The organism is Acinetobacter sp. TGL-Y2 (genome assembly GCF_001612555.1).
Taxonomy (GTDB): domain Bacteria; phylum Pseudomonadota; class Gammaproteobacteria; order Pseudomonadales; family Moraxellaceae; genus Acinetobacter.
Map to the genome: position 1 here is coordinate 2,408,341 of NZ_CP015110.1, position 22,396 is coordinate 2,430,736.

Sequence of the window (22,396 nt, forward strand, 5' to 3'; positions counted from 1 at the left end):
TAATGAATACTAAACATCAATATAATCAATAATAAACATTTACCACAAAAACCACATTTAACCTGATAAGAAACAAAAACTTAATCAAATAATGTGGCTATTTGGCTATTTAGCCTTTAGTCTTATTTTTTTTATCAAAATATGCTTTAATACAGCCACTTTTTTCATACTTAAATCTCGGTATTGTCATCCAATATTGGGATTGTTATTTGTACGCACATTGTACACATTTGATATAGGCCTCACCATGACCCAAGTGAACGCACCAGAATTCGTTCGTCACCCAAAGCTTATTGCATGGGTTGAAGACATTGCAAAATTGACAAAACCTGCGAAAATTGAATGGTGTGACGGAAGCGAAGAAGAATATCAACGTTATATTAACTTGATGATCGCCAACGGCACCATGCAAGCGCTGAACCAAGAAACACATCCTGGTTCTTATTTAGCGAATTCTGATCCTTCTGACGTTGCTCGTGTTGAAGGTCGTACGTATATCTGTTCAGAAAATAAAGAAGACGCAGGCGCAACCAACAACTGGGAAGCACCTGCTGAAATGCGTGCTCGCTTAAATGGTTTGTTTGACGGTTCAATGGCCGGTCGTACTTTATATGTTGTGCCATTTTCTATGGGTCCTTTAGGTTCTCATATTGCACATATCGGTATCGAACTCACTGACTCTCCTTATGTTGCAGTGAGCATGTCTAAAATGGCGCGCATGGGTAAAGCTGTTTATGACGTATTGGGTACTGATGGTGAATATGTACCTTGTGTACATACAGTAGGTGCTCCACTTGCTGCCGATGAAAAAGACGTTGCTTGGCCGTGCAACCCTGAAAAATATATCGTTCATTATCCAGAAACACGTGAAATCTGGTCTTACGGTTCAGGTTACGGCGGTAATGCATTATTGGGTAAAAAGTGCTTGGCATTACGTATTGCATCTTCTATGGGGCGTCAACAAGGTTGGTTAGCAGAACACATGCTGATCTTGGGTGTAACCAACCCTCAAGGTGAAAAACATTACATCGCTGCTGCTTTCCCATCTGCATGTGGTAAAACAAACTTTGCAATGTTGATTCCACCAGCAGGTTATGAAGGTTGGAAAATTGAAACTGTAGGTGACGATATTGCTTGGATCAAACCAGGTGAAGACGGTCGCTTATATGCGATTAACCCTGAAGCTGGTTTCTTCGGTGTAGCACCGGGTACAAACACCAAAACCAATCCAAACTGTATGGCAACATTAACTAAAGACGTGATCTATACCAACGTTGCCGTGACTGATAATGGTGAAGTTTGGTGGGAAGGTCTGACCAAGGAAGTGCCTGCTAACCTTACTAACTGGAAAGGTCAACCGCACACGGGTGAGGAAAAAGCTGCGCATCCAAATGCGCGCTTTACTGTTGCTGCTGGTCAATGCCCTTCTATTGATGCTGACTGGGAAAATCCAGCAGGCGTTCCAATTTCTGCCTTCATTTTCGGTGGCCGTCGTGCGGACACTGTGCCATTGATTTCTGAAGCATTTGATTGGATAGATGGCGTTTATAAAGCTGCCACCATGGGTTCTGAAACGACCGCGGCTGCTGTAGGCCAACAAGGTATTGTTCGTCGTGATCCGTTCGCGATGCTTCCTTTTGCAGGCTACAACATGGCTGATTATTTCTCTCATTGGTTAGATATGGGTGAAGAACTTGCTGCCAAAGCTGAAGCTGCTGGCAACAAACTTCCAGGTATCTACAACGTAAACTGGTTCCGCCGTGATGCTGAAGGCAACTTCGTATGGCCTGGGTTCGGTCAAAACATGCGTGTTCTTGAGTGGATCATTGATCGTTGTGAAGGTCGTGCTGATGCAGTTGAAACCCCAATTGGTTTGGTTCCAACGTATGAGCAGTTAAACTGGACAGGTTCTGACTTCACTAAAGCGCAATTTGATCTGGTGACTGCACAAGACAAAGACCAGTGGATTAAAGAACTTGAAAGCCACACTGAATTATTTGACAAGTTAGGTGAGCGTTTACCTGCTGCACTTAAAACACGTCAAAATGAATTACTTGAAGCAGTTAAAGCGGTTTAAGCTTTAACTCACTCAAAAAGGTCACCTCGGTGACCTTTTTTTATATCTCAAAATCAATACTTAAACTTTTCATTAAGATCTTATACATCTAAGCTAAAAACTATTTAGTTGGTAAAATTCAACCAAATAGATTCAGAATCCTCATTAAACTCCAATTAAATAATAATAAATTATTGTTTTTAAAATACTTTAAATTACGAGCGTAATTTTACTCGACTAAAGTCGTATAAAAATCATGAAAGCATCGGCGTATAACAGCCAGATAAATTTTATCTCCCCATTTTTAAAATATATTTTTTTAAATTTTGTCATCTCTAAGGAATTTAAAAGGATGTGTTTTAACAACATTCTTTTGGAGAATGGTTGTGTCAAACTCATTGCCTCAAGATGCAGCACCGCAGCTTGATAGAAAAACTCGTGTCAAATCTATACTCGGCGGGTCTGCCGGAAACTTAGTCGAATGGTACGACTGGTATGTTTACGCGGCATTTACCCTGTATTTCGCATCGCAATTTTTCCCTGAAGGCGACGACACCGTAAAGCTACTTCAAGCCGCTGCCGTATTTGCACTCGGCTTTCTGATGCGTCCTATTGGCGCATGGATTATGGGTATTTATGCGGATCGTAGAGGACGTAAAGCAGGGCTTACCATATCTGTATCTTTGATGTGTATCGGCTCATTGATTATTGCTTGTGCACCTACTTATGAATCTGTAGGTATGCTTGCTCCTGCCTTGCTTTTATTTGCACGCTTATTACAAGGTTTAAGTGTGGGCGGTGAATATGGTTCAAGTGCTACCTATTTGACTGAAATGGCGGGTAAGAACCATCGTGGTTTCTTCTCAAGTTTTCAGTATGTGACTTTAATTTCAGGTCAATTGCTTGCGCTATGTGTACTGATTGTTTTACAGCGCACGCTCACTGAAGGTCAATTGACTGAATGGGGTTGGCGTATTCCATTTGCAATTGGTGCTTTACTGGCAATTGTGGTGTTCTGGATTCGCCGCGGTTTAGTCGAAACAGAGTCATCTAAACAAGCCCAAGAACAAGCAAAAAATGGCGGCCCTAAATCAGGGGCGCTGGCACTGTTTACCAAATACCCAAAACAAGCATTCACTGTAATTATGTTGACTGCGGGTGGTACTTTGGCATTTAACACCTTTACCACTTATTTGCAGAAATATTTGGTGAATACCTCTGGTTTTGAAAAAACCACCGCTACCGAAATCACCACTGCTGCAATTTTTATCTTCATGCTATTACAACCTCTTGTTGGCGCATTGTCCGATAAAATTGGTCGCAAACCGATTATGATCGCCTTTGGTGTATTGGGTGTTTTATTTACCATTCCGATTTTCAATGGTCTTGGCTCTACAACCAATCCTACCACTGCATTCATGCTGTGTATGAGTGGCATGGTGATTGTGACGGGTTATACCGCAATCAATGCCGTAGTCAAAGCCGAGCTCTTCCCTGCGCACATTCGCGCACTGGGTGTTGCACTTCCTTATGCAATTGCCAATACACTGTTCGGTGGTACGGCAGAGCTTGTGGCTTTAAGCTTTAAAAATGCAGGTCATGAAAATTACTTCTTCTACTACATTACCTTTATGATTGGACTCTCACTGCTCACTTATATCTTCATGAAAGACACCAAGAAACACAGCATGATCACGGACGACTAAACATCCGACTCATTCTCTTTAACTTAAAACTTACTCAGCTTTCCATATGTTCTACATATGGAAAGCTTTTTTTCATTTTTAAGCACCGAAAAATAGCCACAGCTATGGCATACTTAAATTTAGCCAGTCAGGAAGATTTAATCATGAAAAAAATACAGCGCCTTATCGGATTAACTGTGATGACCCTTGCAATTGCAGCATGTCAAACTACACCCCGCCAATTTAATGGAATGACTGGATATCAAATTGAAAATAAAAGCGCCAATAGCGCAACACTTGCGTATACCTTAGCAGCGCGTTCTGATCAAAAAATTGATGAAAGTAAATTACAGCGCGCCTGTCAAAAGGTACTGAGCAGTACACAAAACTATAAAATCAGTATTTTGAGCATCAATGAAATTATGAACCCGTCCCGAGGTCAAAAAAATCAGCAGGCGGTGCAATTGGGCCAATCTCGTACCTCATTTGGATTATCCAATACACAAAGTTTAAACAGCAGTGAAGATTTTGCCACGCGCCAAGCTTTAGAGAGTCGACCAAGTTCATTGCAAGTGGTTCGCTATTCTTGTTCTTAATAAAGAGTTCTTAATGCTTACTTAGTGCTAAATACTTTAAATAACGATCAAAATCGCTTAAATAAAAAAGACGCTATTTATAGCGTCTTATAAAAACTCACATTTCGAAACTCTTGAGACTCATCCAAGTCCGGCCATGTGGTGGCACTGCGTTCATCCAGCTTTTGATATTTTGGATGACTAAAGTTTTTCACCCGACTGTCTGCCACCCACACATCTGGCGCAAATTTTAAAAATTCATCCAAGAAAAAGCGATTGCACTGGTCATAGAGTACATCTGCCGCCAATAATACATCGACTTGTTTTGTGGTATGTTCCAATTGATATAAATCATCTAAATATTCCAGCTCAACCTCATTGAGTTCTGCATTGGCACGACAAGCATCCAAACTCACTTGGTCTATGTCACAACAAATCACACGCTTAGCCCCTGCCAATTTCGCGGCAATCGCCACCACGCCAGAACCCGCACCAAAGTCGAGTACAACCTTGTCTTTGACATGCAATGGCTCAGCAAGCAGCCACTGCGCCATTGCAAGACCCGATGCCCAGCAGAAGATCCAATACGGTGTATCATTCCAAATACGACGAATCACTTCATCATCAAGGCGTTCTGAAGGAAATACAGGCGGAATCAGCCACAGAGAAATCGGGGTTTCAGGCAGTTGCTGCGCTTGAAGCTGACAATGAGGGATCACATCATGCAAAGCTTTCAGCAAATGATCAGGGGCTTTAGGAAATTGGAAAGTACAGCTCATTGGTTTTCTTTTAATTCAGATATAGATCTTTAAAGAATCTCCCCTAGCCCCTCTTTATGAAAGAGAAGAACTTGCATCTAAATTAGAAGTTAAAGCTCCCTCCTTTAAAAAGGAGGGTTGGGGGAGGATTTAATTAAACCAGTGCTTTCTCAGCAGCTTCTACCGTTTGACGAATCAAAGTCGTAATGGTCATTGGACCCACGCCACCTGGAACAGGTGTATACGCAGAAGCAATTTCTTCAATACCTGCAAGCTGGATATCACCTACGCCGCCGCCATCACGTGGATGGAAACCTGCATCAACAACAACAGCGCCTTCTTTAATCCAATCTTTTTGAATCAATTCAGCTTTACCGACTGCACCGACAATAATATCCGCTTGTTTAACAAAACTTGCCAAATCTTGAGTACGTGAATGACAGATGGTGACCGTTGCATTGGCTTCAAGCAGCATTGCTGCCATAGGTTTACCTAAAATCGCAGAACGACCCACGACCACTGCATGTTTACCTGCAATTTCAATCTGATTTTCTTTTAAAATCGTCATGATGCCTGCAGGCGTTGCAGAACCATAAGCAGCTTCGCCCATCGCCATACGGCCGTAACCTAAACAAGTTACACCATCGACGTCTTTTGCAAGCGAGATTGCATCAAAACATGCACGCTCATCAATTTGCGCAGGCACTGGATGTTGCAACAAAATCCCGTGAACATCTGGATTGGCATTGAGTTTTTCAATTTCAGCCAGTAATTGCTCAGTGGTGGTTTCAGTCGGAAGTTCAACTTTAATCGACTCCATACCCACACGGCGGCAAGCATTACCTTTCATACGGACATAAGTTGCAGATGCACCATCATCACCGACCAAAATTGTCGCAAGGATTGGGGTACGACCTGTTTTCGCTTTTAACGCTTCAACGCGAATTAATAAGTCAGCTTCAATTTGTTTTGCTAATGCACGACCATCTAAAACTAATGCCACGGCACATCTCCAGAGTAGATATGAAACAATTTTGCAAATAATACATGATTATTTGAACAATTTTCTTCTATATGCCGTTTTTATGTGCATATACACGGCCACTAGTATTGTTTTTTTTTCATAGCTTGCTAATATACGCATCAACAAGACATGGCGGGGTGGCAGAGTGGTCATGCAGCGGACTGCAACTCCGTGTACGCCGGTTCGATTCCGACCTCCGCCTCCATCTTGTTAAAATGCCCGAGTGGTGAAATCGGTAGACACAGGGGATTTAAAATCCCCCGCCCACAAAGCGTGCCAGTTCGAGTCTGGCCTCGGGCACCATTCTTCTACTACAGAAAAATGGTGCAATAAAATTTCCAGCTTATGCTGGTTTTTTTATGCCTAAAATTTAATAATTCATATATATTACAGTTACTTTTTAAATATTCCTCCCTGAATGATCAGCAATAAACAGACCGCGCTTTATCTTGAACAGCTTCAACAACGCCACCCTTCTGCTTTTAAAAGAAATTTTATTCTTTATGGGCAAATCAAAACCAAGGGTTTGCTCGATGAACTCAAAGAGCTGATTCCTTTTGGTTTGGCTTTAATGATTTTCGTGCCCATCTCTTATGTTCTGTCTGAATGGATTGGCGGTTTATTTCCAAAATTTGACTCCTTTCAAGCCAGTGCAATTGCCAGTTTAATAGTGATGTTGTTTTTGATGCTGGTCTGCCCCTTGGTGCTCAAACAGATTAAACACAGCAGTGTTTCTTTTTATGCGCAACTGAAAAACACCCCGATTAAAATCACTGCCCTGATTTTACTTCAAGCAGTTAATATCGCCTGGATTGAAAGCTGGATCATGCAAGGGATTTTATTTTTCTTTGCAATGAGTTTTGGCTTTATTAAATTCTATAAAGAAAATATGTTTAAGGAGAAAACCACGTCCGAGCAATATCATTATTTACAAGAGATTCGCCGAATTTGTTATTGGACCTACAAACAATCCATCAAGCTCAATACTCGACTTTTGATCACCCCAAAAGACACTGAAAAATACACGACACTCATCAACGAGCGCAATCAACTGGTAGACCTCCATGTTGAACTAATGAATTATGAAAACAACCTGTGTATTGCGCATAAGCATTTAGATATTGATCAATATCTCGATCACATCATGTGACCCATACAAAAAACCAAGGGTTTAAACTTGGTTTTAACCCCAAGCTTATGTGCAGAGTCACCTGATAAATAGGGTATTTATGCGATTTTCCGTACATCTTGAATCTGTACTAAATTTGGGTCAGTAATCAGAATATAATTCCGACTGGTGTCCACCTGAAATTGTTGATCTTTAATCGTATTTACAAAGATCCACTCAGACAGCATTCTTTGCTCTGTGAAACTCACTTTTAAATAACCTCTTTGATTCAAATTGGTATAATTCAGCTCATCAATTAAGGTGGTAAATGCCATTTCGAATTGTTGTAATTGCGCTAAAGGAATATTGAGATATTTCTCCATTCCCGGCGAAGAAACCGAACTCGTCGCCAGCTCTACACCCACTTTATCACCAGACTGCGTATGTAAATCTGAAGACCATGCATTATGCGTATCCCCAGATAAAACCACGACTTTTTTATTCAATTTTTTTAAAGTTGCGTAAATTATTTCGCGCTCAGCGTAATAACCATCCCAAGCATCCAGATTATAAGGAGCAACTGTGGTGATACGTGCTTTTTCCCCCACACTTAATGTTGGGTCTCCTTTCAACAACCTAACTTTTAGATTGACCAGTTCCGCAATTTGAGCACTCATTTTAGACAAAGCTTCAGCGCTTGCATTCCCTGAGGTAATGGCTGCCAAAGACATCAATAATTCAGCAGGAACCAACATTTTACTCATCAATACTTGCTGTCCCAGTACATTCCACATCGCGGTAGACTGTTCTAATTTTTTCTGTAACCATTCACGTTGCGCATAGCCCATTAAAGTCCGTGTTGGGAGGGTTAAATCCGTCTGAAATCTATGCACATCTAAACCTGCTGCAGTCATGTAATTGGAATATTCCAACTGCTTATCTCGAGCAATAATTCGAGTATCGAGCATACTCAGTTGTACCAGCGAACCAAAATCAAATTGGCGATAAATATTCAAATGATCATTTTGGGCAATCGGTCTAATCGGCATCCATTCAAAATACGCCTGTAATGCCTCCAACTTACGATCAACAAAACTCCCCTCATCGGCTTGATGATTTTCAGCGCCCTCTTTCCAAGTATCATTGGTTAATTCGTGATCATCCCAAATCACAATAAAGGGATGGCGTTGATGTAGTGCTTGTAAATCAACATCCCTTCGATACAGTGCATAACGTTTACGATAATCATCCAACTTAATTATTTCTTTATTGTTATCGGAAGCCAATAAACGCCCTAATTTTTTTGCATCTTCTGTGGCATAACCATCTTGACCGTATTCATAAATGTAATCCCCAAGATGAATAACCACATCCACCTCTTGTTTCGCCATTTCGCGATAAACATGAAAATAACCCGCTGGATAATTGGAGCACGAACACACCGCAAATTTTACCGAGGAGGTTGTTTCTGGGAGTGTTTTAGTTTGACCAATCGCTGAAATGACATTACCAAAACGAAAACGATAGAAATATTTTTGGTTTGATCTTAGCTTATTGGCATCCACCTTAACTGTAAAATCTTGAGCAAGTGATGTTTGCACCTTCCCTGTATTGATGATTTGGGTAAAATTCTGATCTAAAGAAATATCCCAAATCACTTCAGGTCTGACAGTTTGATCGTCCACAGTAATTCGAGTCCATAAGATCACTCGATCTTTAAGCGGATCACCACTAGCAACACCATGTAAAAACTGGATATTCAACTTTGATATTGAATTTTCATTTTCTGAATCACCACATGCCGTAAGACCCACAGGTATAGACAAAGCACCAAAGCTGGCCAATGTTTTTTGAATAAGTGCTCGACGTGAAAGTTTAATGGTCATCAAAATTATCCCCTAATTTTCATTTAAACTAGGGCAAATTTATTTAAGATTGATATCAAATTAATGAATATATGATGACAATTCAGCTCAGACTGCTTTTAAATGAATTAAATTTCAACCCTAAATACGCAAATTGAATAAAAACAAAGCATTTAACTACATTTTGACTTGCCAAGCTTTATTTCGTCCTCTATGATTGCGCACATGCCCGAGTGGTGAAATCGGTAGACACAGGGGATTTAAAATCCCCCGCCCACAAAGCGTGCCAGTTCGAGTCTGGCCTCGGGCACCATTTTTCTACTACAGAAAAATGGTGCAATAAAATTTCCAGCTTAGGCTGGTTTTTTTCTATTTACAATTCATAAAAAAAAGAAGATCTAAAATGCGAACAATTGACACTAGAGATTTTGAAAATATCGATATTCCCCAAAAATATCAACATGATAGCTTTGTACAATTTACCTTAAGCTTCAACCCTCGTACTGACTCGAAGGCTAATGACTTTAAATACCCCCTAAGTCGACTCCCCACTCTAGATGATAGTATTATCTCTATCAGGGTCTACTTATATTCAATTCAAAGCATACTTAATCAACACATATACACGGAACAATCTTATATTGATTCAATTAACGAAAGTTATAAAATTTTAAGAGACAAAAAAAATAGAGAGTGACTTACCACTCTCTATTTGATACCAATTCTTCAAGCTCTATTTCAAGATAACCTTCATCTTGCACCACCATCATCAAAGCTTCAGCAATATAATCTGCAGCAGTATCATCGAGTGATGAATCTAAATCCTCAAACTGAGGCTTCATTTCATTAATTTCAGAGACTGTTTCTCTGGCAAGTTTGTAAATATCAAAATCTGAATTCACTTTCGCGATTTTTTTAGCAAACTGCACAATCAGTTGTTTAACTTCAGCAACAAGAATATCGGGATAATATTCATCATCAAACATCGGGAGGAGTAAATCATTAAACATATTAAAGCTCACACGTAGCAATAACAAAAACCGAGCTTGTATAACATAATGTGAACAATTAACCAACCCAAAACAAGATTTAGCGCGTATTAAAAAAAATCAGTATAACTAAGTCATTCTTATCATAATCATAATCTTAAAATACTCATTTTCCCTGACTGAGACTTTTTGTCACTTTAATCAGATCTAACAACTCCGCCTTTAAACCGAAGTCGTCAGATTTGGCATTCTTACTGGCTAAATGTTGAATTTCATTCCAATCCATTTTTGCATTGTACTGACCGCCTTTCAGCTGCTGACCATAGGCTGCAACCGCCACTGCAAACTGTGTATCTTGCGTCGCTTGACTCAGAGGTTTACTGACTTTAGAAATCGCTTGATTGAACAAAATACTTTTACTTTGACCCGGTAACTTATAACGCAAGTTTAAAAAGCCAAATTCACCAGACTTTGTGTCAACATTTTGAGTTTTTTGATAGCGTGAATCGTTTAACCAACCAACTTGACCTACAGGAATAATTTCATACAATGCCGTCACTGTATGCCCTGCGCCAATATCTCCTGCATCCACTTGATCATTGTTAAAATCTTCCTGTTTCAGTATGCGGTTTTCATAACCCACCAAGCGGTACTCCTTGACCGTAGCTGGATTAAACTCCATTTGAATTTTGACATCTTGTGCAACGGTAGCGAGTGTTGAGTTTAGTTGACGCTGTACCACTTTTTTCGCTTCTTTTTCATTGTCGATATAACTGTAATTACCATCACCTGCATCTGCCAACTGCTCCATCAATTGCTCATTATAGTTTCCAGTACCATATCCCAATGTGGTAAAAGAAATTCCAGACTTGCGCTTTTCAGCGACCATACCTTTTAAGGCCTCAAAGTTGGTAATTCCGACATTAAAATCACCATCGGTTGCGATTAAGATGCGATTAATGCCTTCTTTAAAAAATGATTTCTTGGCTTGATCATACGCCATTTGAATTGCGCGCTGACCCGAGGTCGCACCACCCGCAGTCAATTGATTAATCGCTTTTAAAATTTGATCCTTTTCACTTCCTGATGTGGGCGCCAACACCAATTGCTCACCACTTGAATAACTAACAATGGTCACTTTGTCCTGAGGTCTGAGTTGCTCCGTCAAAATCCTTAAGGTTTTTTTAACCAAAGGTAGCTTATTGGGTTCATCCATACTGCCTGATACATCAACCAAAAAGACCAAATTTGCAGGCGGCAGTTTCTTATACTCTACGTCAGTAGCTTTGATTCCAATGCGGATCAACTTTGCATTGGGTTGCCAAGGCGAATCCACTGTTTCGGTGTTTAGAGTAAAAGGATGTACAGATTTGACCTGCGGGTACTGATAATTGAAGTAATTAATCAGTTCTTCAATTCGCACTGCATCGACTGGAGGTAAACGCCCCTCATCGAGCAGCATACGTCTGATGTTCGAATAGCTCCCTGTATCTACATCTATGCTAAAGGTTGAAACCGGATCGTGTGTAACACTTTTCACTGGATTAACTGCATTGCTTTGGTACTTTTCGCTATCTATTTGCGGGACATGCCCACGCTCACTCGGAACGATATACCCATCCACGCTTGCCAAACCACCACGACCCACACCTTGACCACTATCAGGACGACCCATCCCCACTCTTCTAGCCGAAACTGGGCTTGGCGCCGCTCTCACCATTGGCTGAACCATCGGTGCTGTCGCAGCACTTGAAGCATCAGCGACTTCAATCATCGCAACAGATTCTTGTGCAGTTTGAGTATTTTTTAGCTGCGTTGAGCACGCTGAAATTGCAAGTACTGCAGTACTTAAGCTCAACATACGCAGTGTTAAAGGGAGAAGATGATACTGATTCATTTGTTATCCTTTTTTATTTGATTCTGACTGGATTCTGATGGGATTATGCTTTGGTTTTTATGTTATTTGGCTATTTTTATAATACAGCTTGAGTACGCGCAATATGATTTGCATACATGGCTCTTATCACTGGTATCACTCTTATGTGTCATGAGATTAGCAGACGTTTAGTAGCTAATGAAATATAACAACAAAAGCCCATATTTCACTATTGCTGTTATATGAATTAGACCTATTTAAAAAATCAAAGCGGCTACACCAAAATTCAATGCCTGATACTTCACACGCTGTTCAATAATAGACTAGGCACGCATGGTTGCCATCCAGACCTTCAGCGCATCCGACATCGCTTTCACGTCATGTACTCGGACCATACTTGCACCTTGCTGCACGCTGATTAAATGCGCTGCAACAGAACCAATTGCTCGATCTTTCGCATCAGCACCGTCAAGAGCCTCACCGATAAAGCGCTTGCGTGACAGTGCGGAGAGTATTGGGTAGCCCAGCTGATTTAACTGATATAACTCGCGGAGTAGTTTTAGATTTTGTTGGGCATTTTTGGCAAAGCCAAAGCCTGGATCAACCATGATATTTTCTGACTTCACTCCAGCAGCAAGTGCATCATCTACACGTTGTTGTAATTCATGCATCACATCAATCGTGACATCGTCATATTGATCCAAGCCATTCATCGTGGTGGGCTCACCACGCATGTGCATAATAATCACAGGTATCTCAAGCTCAACCGCTGTTTGGAGTGCGTGTGGACGTGTTAAAGCACGCACATCATTCCATATATGCGCACCCGCCTTCACTGCCGCTCGAATCACGTCTGGTTGTGAGGTATCCACTGAAATGATCACATCTAATTTCGCTAAAGCTTCAACCACAGGTACAACACGCCTAATTTCTTCAGCTACATCGACGCCACTCGCTCCTGGGCGCGTCGACTCTCCGCCAACATCGATCACGGTCGCACCATCTGCAATCATCTGTTTTGCATGTGCGACTGCTTGCGCTTTACCATTATGTTGTCCACCATCACTAAACGAATCTGGGGTGACATTTAAGATTCCCATAATCTGTGGCTGTGAGAGATCAAGTTGTTTTGATCCACATTGAAGCTTTTTTTGCGGTAAAGGTACCAATTGCATACGCCAGACTTTTTAAAATAAACACAGCTTATTCTAACGATTAATTCAAATTTCAAAATAGTTTTTCATTAAAAGCTAGAGCTGAGCCACAGCAATCGTTTGGATTCGTATTTTTGATATTTAAAATTGAAGAACTGAACGCATAAAAAAACCACCCGAAGGTGGTTTTTTTCAATCAGCTCTTAAATTTTAGGTAAAGATGGCAATGGTGGCGGTGTGGTCAAACCTTCATCTACTTTAATCAGATCCACGACAGGATTATCCGAAATATAGACTTTCGGCGGTTGAGGCTCACGACCTTCAATGATGTCACGGATTTGATCACGATCAATGGTTTCCCATTCCATCAACGCTTTCACCATTGCATGTGCGATATCTTTGTTATTTTCCAAGATATCACGCGCAACTTTGTACTGCTCATCTAAGATACGACGGATTTCACGGTCAATTTCAAGCTGTGTGGTTTCCGAAATAGTACGGCTACCGATACTGCCCATAAATGATTGCTGTGAATCATCTTCATAGACCATCACGCCCATTTTGTCAGACATACCATACTTAGTGACCATTGCACGTGCCATTTTGGTTGCACGTTCAAAGTCATTTGATGCACCTGTCGACATTTGATTAATGAACACTTCTTCGGCAATACGACCACCAAAAAGGATAGAAAGTTCATTCAGCATTTTGTCTTTATAGTGACTGGTCACGTCATGTTCAGGCAGCTGCCAAGTCACACCCAATGCCCAACCACGCGGCATAATCGTGACTTTATGCACAGGATCTGTACCTGGAAGCATTTCAGCAACAATGGCATGACCTGCTTCGTGATACGCAGTCGCACGGCGCTCATCTTCACGAATCACCATCGATTTACGCTCAGGACCCATGTACAACTTGTCTTTTGCATCTTCAAAGTCATGCATATCGACAGTGTTCTTATTACGACGTGCTGCAAACAGTGCCGCTTCGTTAATTAAGTTTGCCAATTGCGCGCCTGAGAAGCCTGGTGTACCACGTGCAAGCACTTGTACATCCACACCCGTTACTGAAGGTAATTTTTTCAAATGCACATTCAGAATCTGCTCACGACCTTTAATGTCAGGCAAACCAACCATCACTTGACGGTCAAAACGACCCGGACGAAGTAAGGCTTTATCCAGTACATCGGCACGGTTCGTCGCAGCAATGACAATAATACCTTCATTGCCTTCAAAACCATCCATCTCTACGAGCATCTGGTTTAATGTTTGCTCACGCTCATCATTACCACCACCTGTACCTGAACCACGGTGACGACCTACTGCATCGATTTCATCAATAAAGATGATACATGGTGCATGGCGTTTGGCTTGTTCAAACATATCACGAACACGGGACGCACCCACACCCACAAACATTTCAACAAAGTCAGAACCAGAAATACTGAAAAATGGAACCTTGGCTTCGCCTGCAATGGCTTTAGCAAGTAAAGTTTTACCCGTACCTGGAGGACCCACCATCAAAACACCACGGGGAATACTTGCGCCGAGACGTTTAAATTTGGTTGGATCTTTTAAGAAATCAACAATTTCAACAACTTCTTGTTTTGCTTCATCACATCCAGCAACATCGCCAAAAGTGATCTTGATTTGGTCTTCAGATAACATTTTGGCTTTAGATTTACCAAAGCTCATTGGGCCGTTTTTACCACCAGCACCGCCACCCATGTTGCGCATAAAGAACATGAATAACAAAATGATCAAAAGAACAGGGAAACTTGCAATCAGAAGTTGCATCAGTAAACCTTGACGTTGTGGTGCAGTACCCTCAACAACGACATTGTTTTTGATGAGATTAGGCATCAATTCTGGGTCTTGAACTGCTGGGCGAATGCTTTCAAAAGGAGAGCCGTTTGTTTTTTCGCCACTTATTCTTTCGCCGTCAATGATGACTTGCTTAATTTGACCGGCATTGACCGCCACAATAAATTCTGAATAATTTAGTGCAGCAGGCTTATCACGGTCACTGATGTTACTGAAGATTAAAATCAGCACACCAAGAATAACAAGCCACAAAATGGCATTTTTGAAGAGATCGCTCAAAGCTTTATTCCCATATCAATCTAATTTGATCATGCCTAAAAGCGGATGACCCTAACCAAAAGCTAGTAAACAGCTTGTAATATTTTAAAATTGTACAAAATGCACAATTTCGAAGCGCTTGGCAAGTAAACTTTAACGTAAAGCTTTTTTACGTCCCTGTCCAATTAAGAACACTTCTTTTGAACGGGCACGTGAAGCCAACGGTTTAGATGTTTTTAACACATCGAAGCTATCGACGACTTGCTTACGAAACTCATCAAAACCAGTTCCTTGGAAAACTTTTACCACGAATTGCCCTTTTGGCCCTAGAACCTTATTGGCAAAATCAAGCGCCAGTTCACACAAGTAAATTTGACGAGGCTGATCTACTGCTTTGTTACCTGATGTATTGGGGGCCATATCTGAAATTACAACGTCTACGACACGTCCATCTAAAAGATTTAACAATTTTTCGAAAACTTCCTCTTCACGAAAGTCACCTTGTAGGAAGGTTACATCGGTCAATGCATCCATTTCTAAAATATCTGATGCAATCAATAAACCCTTGCTACCCACCAATTTACCAGCAATTTGTGACCAGCTTCCTGGTGCTGCACCCAAATCAACCACCGTCATACCAGGCTTAATAATTTTGTACTTTTCTTGCATCTCGAGGAGTTTATAAGCTGCACGCGCACGGTAGCCTTCCTTCTGTGCTTTTTTCACATAAGGATCGTCTAAGTGCTCTCTCATCCAATCACGACTACTTTTAGATAACTTTTGGTTGGTAATGCGTGTAGCCATAACTCTCTATTTACTTAACAACAATTAGTCGTTAATTGTACGTGAAAAAACGTGATGATGCAGTATCCATCTGTATCTAAATGCAGATCTGAATGAATGATTTTTAAAATTAACACCATCGAATATTTCTACAGAATCTACAGCGTTTGAATCTAGGATTTGCTATACTGAGTCGTTTTCAAAATCAGGTTTTATCTTTATGGCAGCTTTATCTATTCAAGAACGCAAACGTTTGCGTCAAATCGGACATGCACTTAGCCCAGTGGTTATGCTTGGCGGTCAAGGTTTGAGTGAAAATGTCATTGAAGAAATCAACCGTGCTTTAAACGACCATGAGTTGATTAAAGTGAAAGTTGCAGGTGAAGATCGCGAAGCTCGTCAAGCGATCATTGCTGACATTGCTGTAAAAACAGAAGCTGAAACTGTACAAACGATTGGTAAAATTGTGCTGCTTTACAAAAAGGCAGTGAAACAAAATCCTAAGCTTTCGAATCTTGTTCGTTTCGCTAACGCTGCGAACTAATTTAGCTTTATGGCAAGTTACGAATTAAGCGATTTTGATCGCCGATTTCAATCGATTTCTGTTGTTGGTGCGGTTGAACAACAAGGTTTAACCAGCTTAAATGTGGGTTTTTGGGTACGCGACCCGAATCAGATGATTATCTATCCTGATTTGATTGCTCACAATCCACGTCAAGATTTCCTCTGGCAAGACACGTGCTTTGAAATCTTCATCGGTGTTCGGGGTGAAGATTTTTATCGTGAGATTAATCTTTCTCCCTCAGAAGCGTGGCAAGCCTATCAATTTGAAGAATATCGCTATCCTGAAGATATGCCACCACAGGCAGCTTTTGATATCGGCATCAATCAATTGAAAAAAACCCATTATGGTTTAAATGTTAGTGTAGATTTATCTGCTTTTATGATGAACCATAAGCTGAAATGGTCAGATATGTTTTTGGGTTTATCAGCTGTGTTTAAAACAGAAAATGCTGATCGTTATTATGCGATGCAACATAGCAGTCCAAGTGCGGACTTTCATAATAAGCGTGACTGGTTACATGTGTTCTAATGTCAGGCATTTTTAATTAAATGTAGATATTGATCAAAAAGTGAGGCTTTACCTCACTTTTTTTTGCCTGAATTTTAAGATGACTCAGCGCCACTGCGTAGATACCCCCCTTCTGGTCTTTTGTAGAAACCTTTTGCCATGCATCCACTATATGTGCTTTTGAGCGCTTCAATGTGTCAACCGTCAGCAATACGGACTTTACGTTTATATGAAATTTGAATGAGGTCTACTTGAAACGCTTTGACCAACTGACTCAGCTCATCCAAAACCACACTTAATTCGTCTTTTACCCAAGTTTCAACTCAATTGAATCTTTTTGCGAAAAACCAACCTACTCTTTCATCCGTTTGAGTTTATCGAATAAATTTTTTTAAAGTTTGCGTTTAATTTTATCCATTTTCTAACCACTGCTTAGTTAAATGGATCAAATTGTTCTGAGCCTCATGCAATATACGTGATCGATGTGTTTTAAAGCATTTTCAAAGTATTGACCCAATGCTTCTGGCTTTTAAGCATGAGTTTTCTATATCGGTTTATTGCGTTTCTTTTTAAAGCAGATTTTTTATCTTTAGCATTCATGATCTTGATGTTTTTAAAGCTAAAAATTTCAGCTTAGCGTGAAGTGATAAAATTTAACTTTTGAATTGTAAAGTGATTATCTATTTCTTAAATTTTAGCAATCTAATAAAAAACAGAGTTTTCATCAAAATACAAGCGATTTAAATCAACAGACATTCGCATTTGGCATGGACTTTAGCCTGCATACTCCGTATAATGCCGTGTTAAGTTCAAGCGAGCAGACATAGGAGGGTGGGTTTTAAAAATAGCCTTCCTTTTTTTCGTCTTCTCGCTTTTTTACAGCCTAAATTTCAGGAGCTTTGGTTTGAGCACCCCAGCAATTTTAGCCCTTGCCGACGGAACTATCTTTAAAGGTACTTCTATTGGCGCATCGGGTAGTACGACTGGCGAAGTCGTTTTCAACACTGCCATGACTGGCTATCAAGAAATTTTGACTGACCCAAGTTATGCACAGCAACTTGTTACACTGACTTACCCGCATATTGGTAATACAGGTTGTAATGATGAAGACGCGGAATCCGGTCGAATTCATAAAGTATGGGCCAACGGTTTAATTATCCGTGACCTTCCTTTATTGCATAGCAACTTCCGTTCAACGCAATCCTTAGGTGAATACCTAGAGCAACACAATGTTGTTGCTATTGCAGATATAGACACGCGTAAATTGACTCGTATTTTACGTGACAAGGGCGCACAAAACGGTTGTATCTTGGCTGGTGAGAACATCACAGAAGCAGAGGCGTTAGAAAAAGCGCGCGCTTTTGGTGGTCTTAACGGTTTAGATTTGGCAAAAGAATGTTGTGATCCGACCGGCTTCGAATGGACGGAAGGCTCTTGGACACTGGGCAAAGGTTTCTCGAAACCAGAACTTAAATTTCACGTCGTTGCATACGATTACGGTGTCAAAACCAACATCTTACGTATGCTCGCAGACCGCGGTTGTAAATTGACTGTCGTGCCTGCGCAAACTCCTGCAGCTGATGTGCTTGCTTTGAATCCAGATGGCGTATTCTTGTCAAATGGTCCTGGCGATCCAGCGGCGTGTGATTATGCGATTGAAGCTGTAAAAACAATTGTAGAAGACGCTCGTAATATTCCTGTATTTGGTATTTGCTTGGGTCACCAAATTCTTGCACTTGCTTCAGGTGCAAAAACTGTGAAAATGCCTCACGGCCACCATGGTGCCAACCATCCTGTACAAAATACAGAGACGGGTATCGTGATGATTACTTCTCAGAACCATGGCTTCGCAGTCGATGCAGACTCTTTACCTGCAAACTTGAAAGCAACGCATAAATCTTTGTTCGATCAAACCCTACAAGGGATTCATCGTACAGATAAGCCAGCGTTTAGTTTCCAAGGTCATCCTGAAGCAAGCCCTGGTCCTCATGACTGCGCACCATTGTTCGATCATTTCATCGAACTTATCGAAGCATCTCAGAAGTAATTAAGGAAGCGATCATGGCTAAACGTACAGACATAAAAAGCATCTTAATTATTGGTGCAGGTCCGATTGTCATCGGCCAAGCATGTGAATTTGATTATTCGGGTGCTCAAGCATGTAAAGCGCTTCGTGAAGAAGGTTACCGCGTTATTCTTGTGAACTCTAACCCAGCCACAATTATGACTGATCCTTCAATGGCAGACGCAACATACATCGAGCCAATCACTTGGCAAACTGTTGCAGCAATTATTGAAAAAGAACGTCCAGACGCTGTCCTCCCAACGATGGGTGGTCAAACGGCGCTGAACTGTGCCCTTGCCCTTGATGAGCATGGCATTCTTGCAAAATACAATGTTGAATTGATAGGTGCGAGTAAAGAAGCGATTGAAAAAGCCGAAGACCGCAAACTGTTCGATATCGCGATGCGTAAAATTGGTCTCGAATGTCCAAAAGCCGACATTGCAGAATCAATGGAACAAGCGCTTGAGATTCAGGCACGTTTTGGCTTCCCTGTGATCATTCGTCCATCCTTTACGATGGGTGGTTCAGGCGGTGGTATTGCCTACAATCGCGAAGAATTCATTGAAATCTGTGAACGTGGTTTCGATCTTTCTCCAACCAAACAATTATTGATCGATGAATCTTTAATTGGTTGGAAAGAATATGAGATGGAAGTTGTTCGTGACAAAAATGACAACTGCATCATTGTCTGTGCGATTGAAAACTTCGACCCAATGGGCGTGCACACGGGTGACTCCATCACGGTTGCGCCTGCGCAAACATTGACGGATAAAGAATATCAATTAATGCGTAATGCATCTTTAGCGGTGCTTCGTGAAATTGGTGTTGAAACTGGCGGTTCGAACGTTCAGTTCGGTATTAACCCGAAAGATGGCCGTATGGTGATCATTGAGATGAACCCGCGTGTATCACGCTCATCTGCATTGGCATCAAAAGCAACAGGCTTCCCGATCGCTCGAATTGCGGCGAAACTGGCAGTCGGCTACACCCTTGATGAATTAAAAAATGATATTACTGGCGGTACAACGCCTGCATCATTTGAGCCATCAATTGACTATGTCGTAACCAAAATTCCTCGTTTTAACTTCGAGAAATTCCCACAAGCTGATGCAACGCTCACCACGCAGATGAAATCTGTGGGCGAAGTGATGGCGATTGGTCGTAACTTCCAAGAATCCATGCATAAAGCCCTTCGTGGTTTAGAAGTCGGCGTGTGTGGTTTTGACGAAAAACTTGAAGTGGGTACTGAAGGCGCGCACGACAAGATTCTTCAAGAACTCAAAGTACCAGGTCCTGAGCGTATTTGGTTCATTGGTGATGCATTCCGTCATGGTTTCACCCTAGACGAAGTCTTTGCAGCAACCAATATTGATAAATGGTTCTTGATTCAAATCGAAGACATCATCAAAACCGAAGAGCAAATTAAAACGCTAGGTTTTGGCGACTTAAACGCAGACAACATCCGCGCATTCAAACGCAAAGGTTTGTCAGATCTTCGTATTGCGGACTTGATGGGCATTTCTCAAAAGCAATTCCGTAAACATCGTTGGAACTTGGGCGTATACCCTGTTTACAAACGTGTAGATACCTGTGCAGCAGAATTTGAATCTGATACGGCGTACATGTACTCAACTTACGATGACGAATGTGAAGCGAAACCATCGAACCGTGACAAGATCATGGTCATTGGTGGTGGACCGAACCGTATTGGTCAAGGCATCGAGTTCGATTACTGCTGTGTACACGCAGCGCTTGCTATGCGTGAAGATGGTTATGAAACCATTATGGTTAACTGTAACCCTGAAACGGTGTCTACTGACTATGATACTTCAGATCGTTTGTACTTCGAACCGATTACCCTTGAAGATGTTTTAGAAATCGTACGTATTGAGAAGCCTAAAGGCATTATCGTGCAGTACGGCGGTCAAACACCTTTGAAATTGGCTCGTGCTTTGGAAGAAGCTGGCGCTCCGATCATTGGTACGTCGCCTGACGCGATTGACCGTGCTGAAGACCGTGAACGTTTCCAACAAATGATTCAACGTCTGCAACTTCGTCAACCGAACAACAGCATTGTTAAATCTGCTGAAGAAGGCATGGCTGAAGCATCTAAAGTGGGTTATCCACTGGTTGTGCGTCCATCTTATGTACTCGGTGGTCGTGCGATGGAAATCGTTTATAACGACGAAGAACTAAAACGCTACTTACGCGATGCAGTTCAAGCATCAAACGAAGCCCCTGTCCTGCTTGACCGTTTCTTAGATGACGCGATTGAAGTGGACGTGGACTGTGTGTCTGACGGTAAAGACGTGGTGATCGGCGGCATTATGCAGCACATCGAACAAGCTGGCATTCACTCAGGTGACTCAGCATGTTCAATTCCGCCTTACTCTTTATCTAAAGACGTTCAGGATGAAATGCGCCGTCAAACAGTCTCAATGGCAAAAGAGCTGGGCGTGATTGGTTTGATGAATGTTCAGTTTGCAGTAAAAGGCGAAGACGTTTATATTCTAGAAGTGAACCCACGTGCATCACGAACCGTACCGTTCGTTTCTAAATGTATTGGCGAATCTTTAGCGAAAGTGGCTGCACGTTGTATGGCGGGTCAATCTTTAGAATCTCAAGGATTCACCAAAGAAATTATCCCGACTTACTTCTCTGTAAAAGAGGCGGTGTTCCCATTCAATAAATTCCCTGGTGTTGACCCAATTCTCGGACCTGAGATGAAGTCTACGGGTGAAGTGATGGGCGTTGGTAAAACATTTGGTGAAGCGTTTTATAAAGCTGTGTTAGGCTCAAATGACCGTTTACCAGGTAAACCAACAGCTGGCGAAGTGAAGCACGTCTTTATTTCTGTGCGTCATTCAGATAAGCCACGTGCGGTCGGTATTGCTCAGAAACTGGTAGATTTAGGCTTCAAAGTGATCGCAACCGGCGGTACTTATGATGTGATTAAAGATGCGGGTATTGAATGTGAACGTGTGAATAAAGTCACAGAAGGTCGTCCTAATATCGTCGACCGCTTGAAAAATGGCGAGATTCACCTCATTATCAATACCACAGAAGGCAAACAAGCGCAGGAAGATTCGTTCTCGATTCGTCGCTCTGCTCTTCAAGGCAAAGTGTATTACACAACGACCTTGAATGGCGCTGATGCTGTGTGCCAAGCTTTAGCAATTCAATTACCAATGGATGTATACCGCTTGCAAGACTTGCAAACTGTAGGTTAATACGCTTCCGATAAGACCCGCCACCTTATCGGTGGCGGGCTTTTTTTCATTTATAGACATCGTATTTTTTTA

General features: G+C 41.4%; 16 protein-coding genes and 3 tRNA genes. 11 read left to right on the forward strand and 8 right to left on the reverse strand.

Annotated elements, in window-relative coordinates:
- Positions 1 to 247 precede the first annotated feature (247 nt).
- The 3 genes from AMD27_RS11510 (at position 248) to AMD27_RS11520 (ending at position 4,337) form a co-directional block, all read left to right on the forward strand.
- Complete coding sequence (locus AMD27_RS11510; RefSeq protein WP_067660620.1) at positions 248 to 2,077, forward strand: phosphoenolpyruvate carboxykinase (GTP); 1,830 nt, start codon at positions 248 to 250, stop codon at positions 2,075 to 2,077.
- 359 nt (positions 2,078 to 2,436) lie between these two features.
- Positions 2,437 to 3,762 (forward strand): MFS transporter, encoded by a 1,326-nt coding sequence (locus AMD27_RS11515; RefSeq protein ID WP_171254803.1) that lies wholly within the window; start codon positions 2,437 to 2,439, stop codon positions 3,760 to 3,762.
- A 143-nt stretch (positions 3,763 to 3,905) separates the two neighbouring features.
- The gene (locus AMD27_RS11520; RefSeq protein ID WP_067662992.1) at positions 3,906 to 4,337 is read left to right on the forward strand and encodes a hypothetical protein; all 432 of its coding nucleotides are present in this window, start codon (positions 3,906 to 3,908) and stop codon (positions 4,335 to 4,337) included.
- Between the two features lie 77 nt (positions 4,338 to 4,414).
- Here AMD27_RS11520 and AMD27_RS11525 read toward each other — a convergent pair whose 3' ends face one another.
- Together AMD27_RS11525 and folD are read right to left on the reverse strand one after the other, a co-directional pair.
- Positions 4,415 to 5,095 carry a class I SAM-dependent methyltransferase gene (locus AMD27_RS11525; RefSeq protein WP_067660623.1) on the reverse strand — a complete coding sequence of 227 codons (681 nt, stop codon included), beginning with the start codon at positions 5,093 to 5,095 and terminating at the stop codon, positions 4,415 to 4,417.
- A gap of 133 nt (positions 5,096 to 5,228) precedes the next feature.
- On the reverse strand, positions 5,229 to 6,077 hold the full coding sequence (gene folD / locus AMD27_RS11530; protein ID WP_067660626.1) for a bifunctional methylenetetrahydrofolate dehydrogenase/methenyltetrahydrofolate cyclohydrolase FolD: 849 nt from the start codon (positions 6,075 to 6,077) through the stop codon (positions 5,229 to 5,231).
- A 152-nt stretch (positions 6,078 to 6,229) separates the two neighbouring features.
- Here folD and AMD27_RS11535 point away from each other — a divergent pair.
- The 3 genes from AMD27_RS11535 (at position 6,230) to AMD27_RS11545 (ending at position 7,248) form a co-directional block, all read left to right on the forward strand.
- Positions 6,230 to 6,303, forward strand: a tRNA-Cys gene (locus AMD27_RS11535).
- 12 nt (positions 6,304 to 6,315) lie between these two features.
- Positions 6,316 to 6,401, forward strand: a tRNA-Leu gene (locus AMD27_RS11540).
- Between the two features lie 115 nt (positions 6,402 to 6,516).
- Positions 6,517 to 7,248, forward strand: coding sequence for a hypothetical protein (locus tag AMD27_RS11545; protein ID WP_067660629.1), 732 nt, complete (start codon positions 6,517 to 6,519; stop codon positions 7,246 to 7,248).
- A gap of 77 nt (positions 7,249 to 7,325) precedes the next feature.
- Here AMD27_RS11545 and AMD27_RS11550 read toward each other — a convergent pair whose 3' ends face one another.
- Positions 7,326 to 9,092: an alkaline phosphatase D family protein gene (locus tag AMD27_RS11550; protein ID WP_067660631.1), complete on the reverse strand. Its 1,767-nt coding sequence runs from the start codon at positions 9,090 to 9,092 to the stop codon at positions 7,326 to 7,328.
- 206 nt (positions 9,093 to 9,298) lie between these two features.
- On the opposite strand from AMD27_RS11550, the gene AMD27_RS11555 reads away from it, so the two are divergent.
- Positions 9,299 to 9,384: transfer RNA gene (locus AMD27_RS11555), tRNA-Leu, on the forward strand.
- A 385-nt stretch (positions 9,385 to 9,769) separates the two neighbouring features.
- Here AMD27_RS11555 and AMD27_RS11565 read toward each other — a convergent pair.
- The 5 genes from AMD27_RS11565 to rlmE form a co-directional block, all read right to left on the reverse strand.
- On the reverse strand, positions 9,770 to 10,081 hold the full coding sequence (locus tag AMD27_RS11565; RefSeq protein ID WP_067660637.1) for a DUF5713 family protein: 312 nt from the start codon (positions 10,079 to 10,081) through the stop codon (positions 9,770 to 9,772).
- A 145-nt stretch (positions 10,082 to 10,226) separates the two neighbouring features.
- Positions 10,227 to 11,918, reverse strand: coding sequence for a vWA domain-containing protein (locus AMD27_RS11570; protein WP_416202818.1), 1,692 nt, complete (start codon positions 11,916 to 11,918; stop codon positions 10,227 to 10,229).
- A 341-nt stretch (positions 11,919 to 12,259) separates the two neighbouring features.
- On the reverse strand, positions 12,260 to 13,111 hold the full coding sequence (gene folP, locus AMD27_RS11575; protein WP_067660643.1) for a dihydropteroate synthase: 852 nt from the start codon (positions 13,109 to 13,111) through the stop codon (positions 12,260 to 12,262).
- A 182-nt stretch (positions 13,112 to 13,293) separates the two neighbouring features.
- A complete protein-coding gene (gene ftsH, locus AMD27_RS11580; RefSeq protein WP_067660645.1) occupies positions 13,294 to 15,195 on the reverse strand; it encodes an ATP-dependent zinc metalloprotease FtsH in 1,902 nt (633 codons plus the stop codon).
- A 132-nt stretch (positions 15,196 to 15,327) separates the two neighbouring features.
- Complete coding sequence (gene rlmE, locus AMD27_RS11585; protein ID WP_067660647.1) at positions 15,328 to 15,978, reverse strand: 23S rRNA (uridine(2552)-2'-O)-methyltransferase RlmE; 651 nt, start codon at positions 15,976 to 15,978, stop codon at positions 15,328 to 15,330.
- Between the two features lie 199 nt (positions 15,979 to 16,177).
- Between rlmE and yhbY the strand changes: the two genes are divergently transcribed.
- From yhbY to carB, 4 genes are all read left to right on the forward strand, one after another.
- Positions 16,178 to 16,501 carry a ribosome assembly RNA-binding protein YhbY gene (gene yhbY / locus AMD27_RS11590; protein ID WP_067660649.1) on the forward strand — a complete coding sequence of 108 codons (324 nt, stop codon included), beginning with the start codon at positions 16,178 to 16,180 and terminating at the stop codon, positions 16,499 to 16,501.
- A gap of 9 nt (positions 16,502 to 16,510) precedes the next feature.
- Complete coding sequence (locus AMD27_RS11595) at positions 16,511 to 17,050, forward strand: DOMON-like domain-containing protein (RefSeq protein ID WP_067660651.1); 540 nt, start codon at positions 16,511 to 16,513, stop codon at positions 17,048 to 17,050.
- An 883-nt stretch (positions 17,051 to 17,933) separates the two neighbouring features.
- Complete coding sequence (gene carA / locus AMD27_RS11600; protein ID WP_067660654.1) at positions 17,934 to 19,076, forward strand: glutamine-hydrolyzing carbamoyl-phosphate synthase small subunit; 1,143 nt, start codon at positions 17,934 to 17,936, stop codon at positions 19,074 to 19,076.
- Positions 19,077 to 19,090: 14 nt separating this feature from the next.
- Positions 19,091 to 22,324, forward strand: a complete 3,234-nt coding sequence (carB, locus tag AMD27_RS11605; RefSeq protein WP_067660657.1) for a carbamoyl-phosphate synthase large subunit — start codon at positions 19,091 to 19,093, stop codon at positions 22,322 to 22,324.
- Positions 22,325 to 22,396 lie beyond the last annotated feature (72 nt).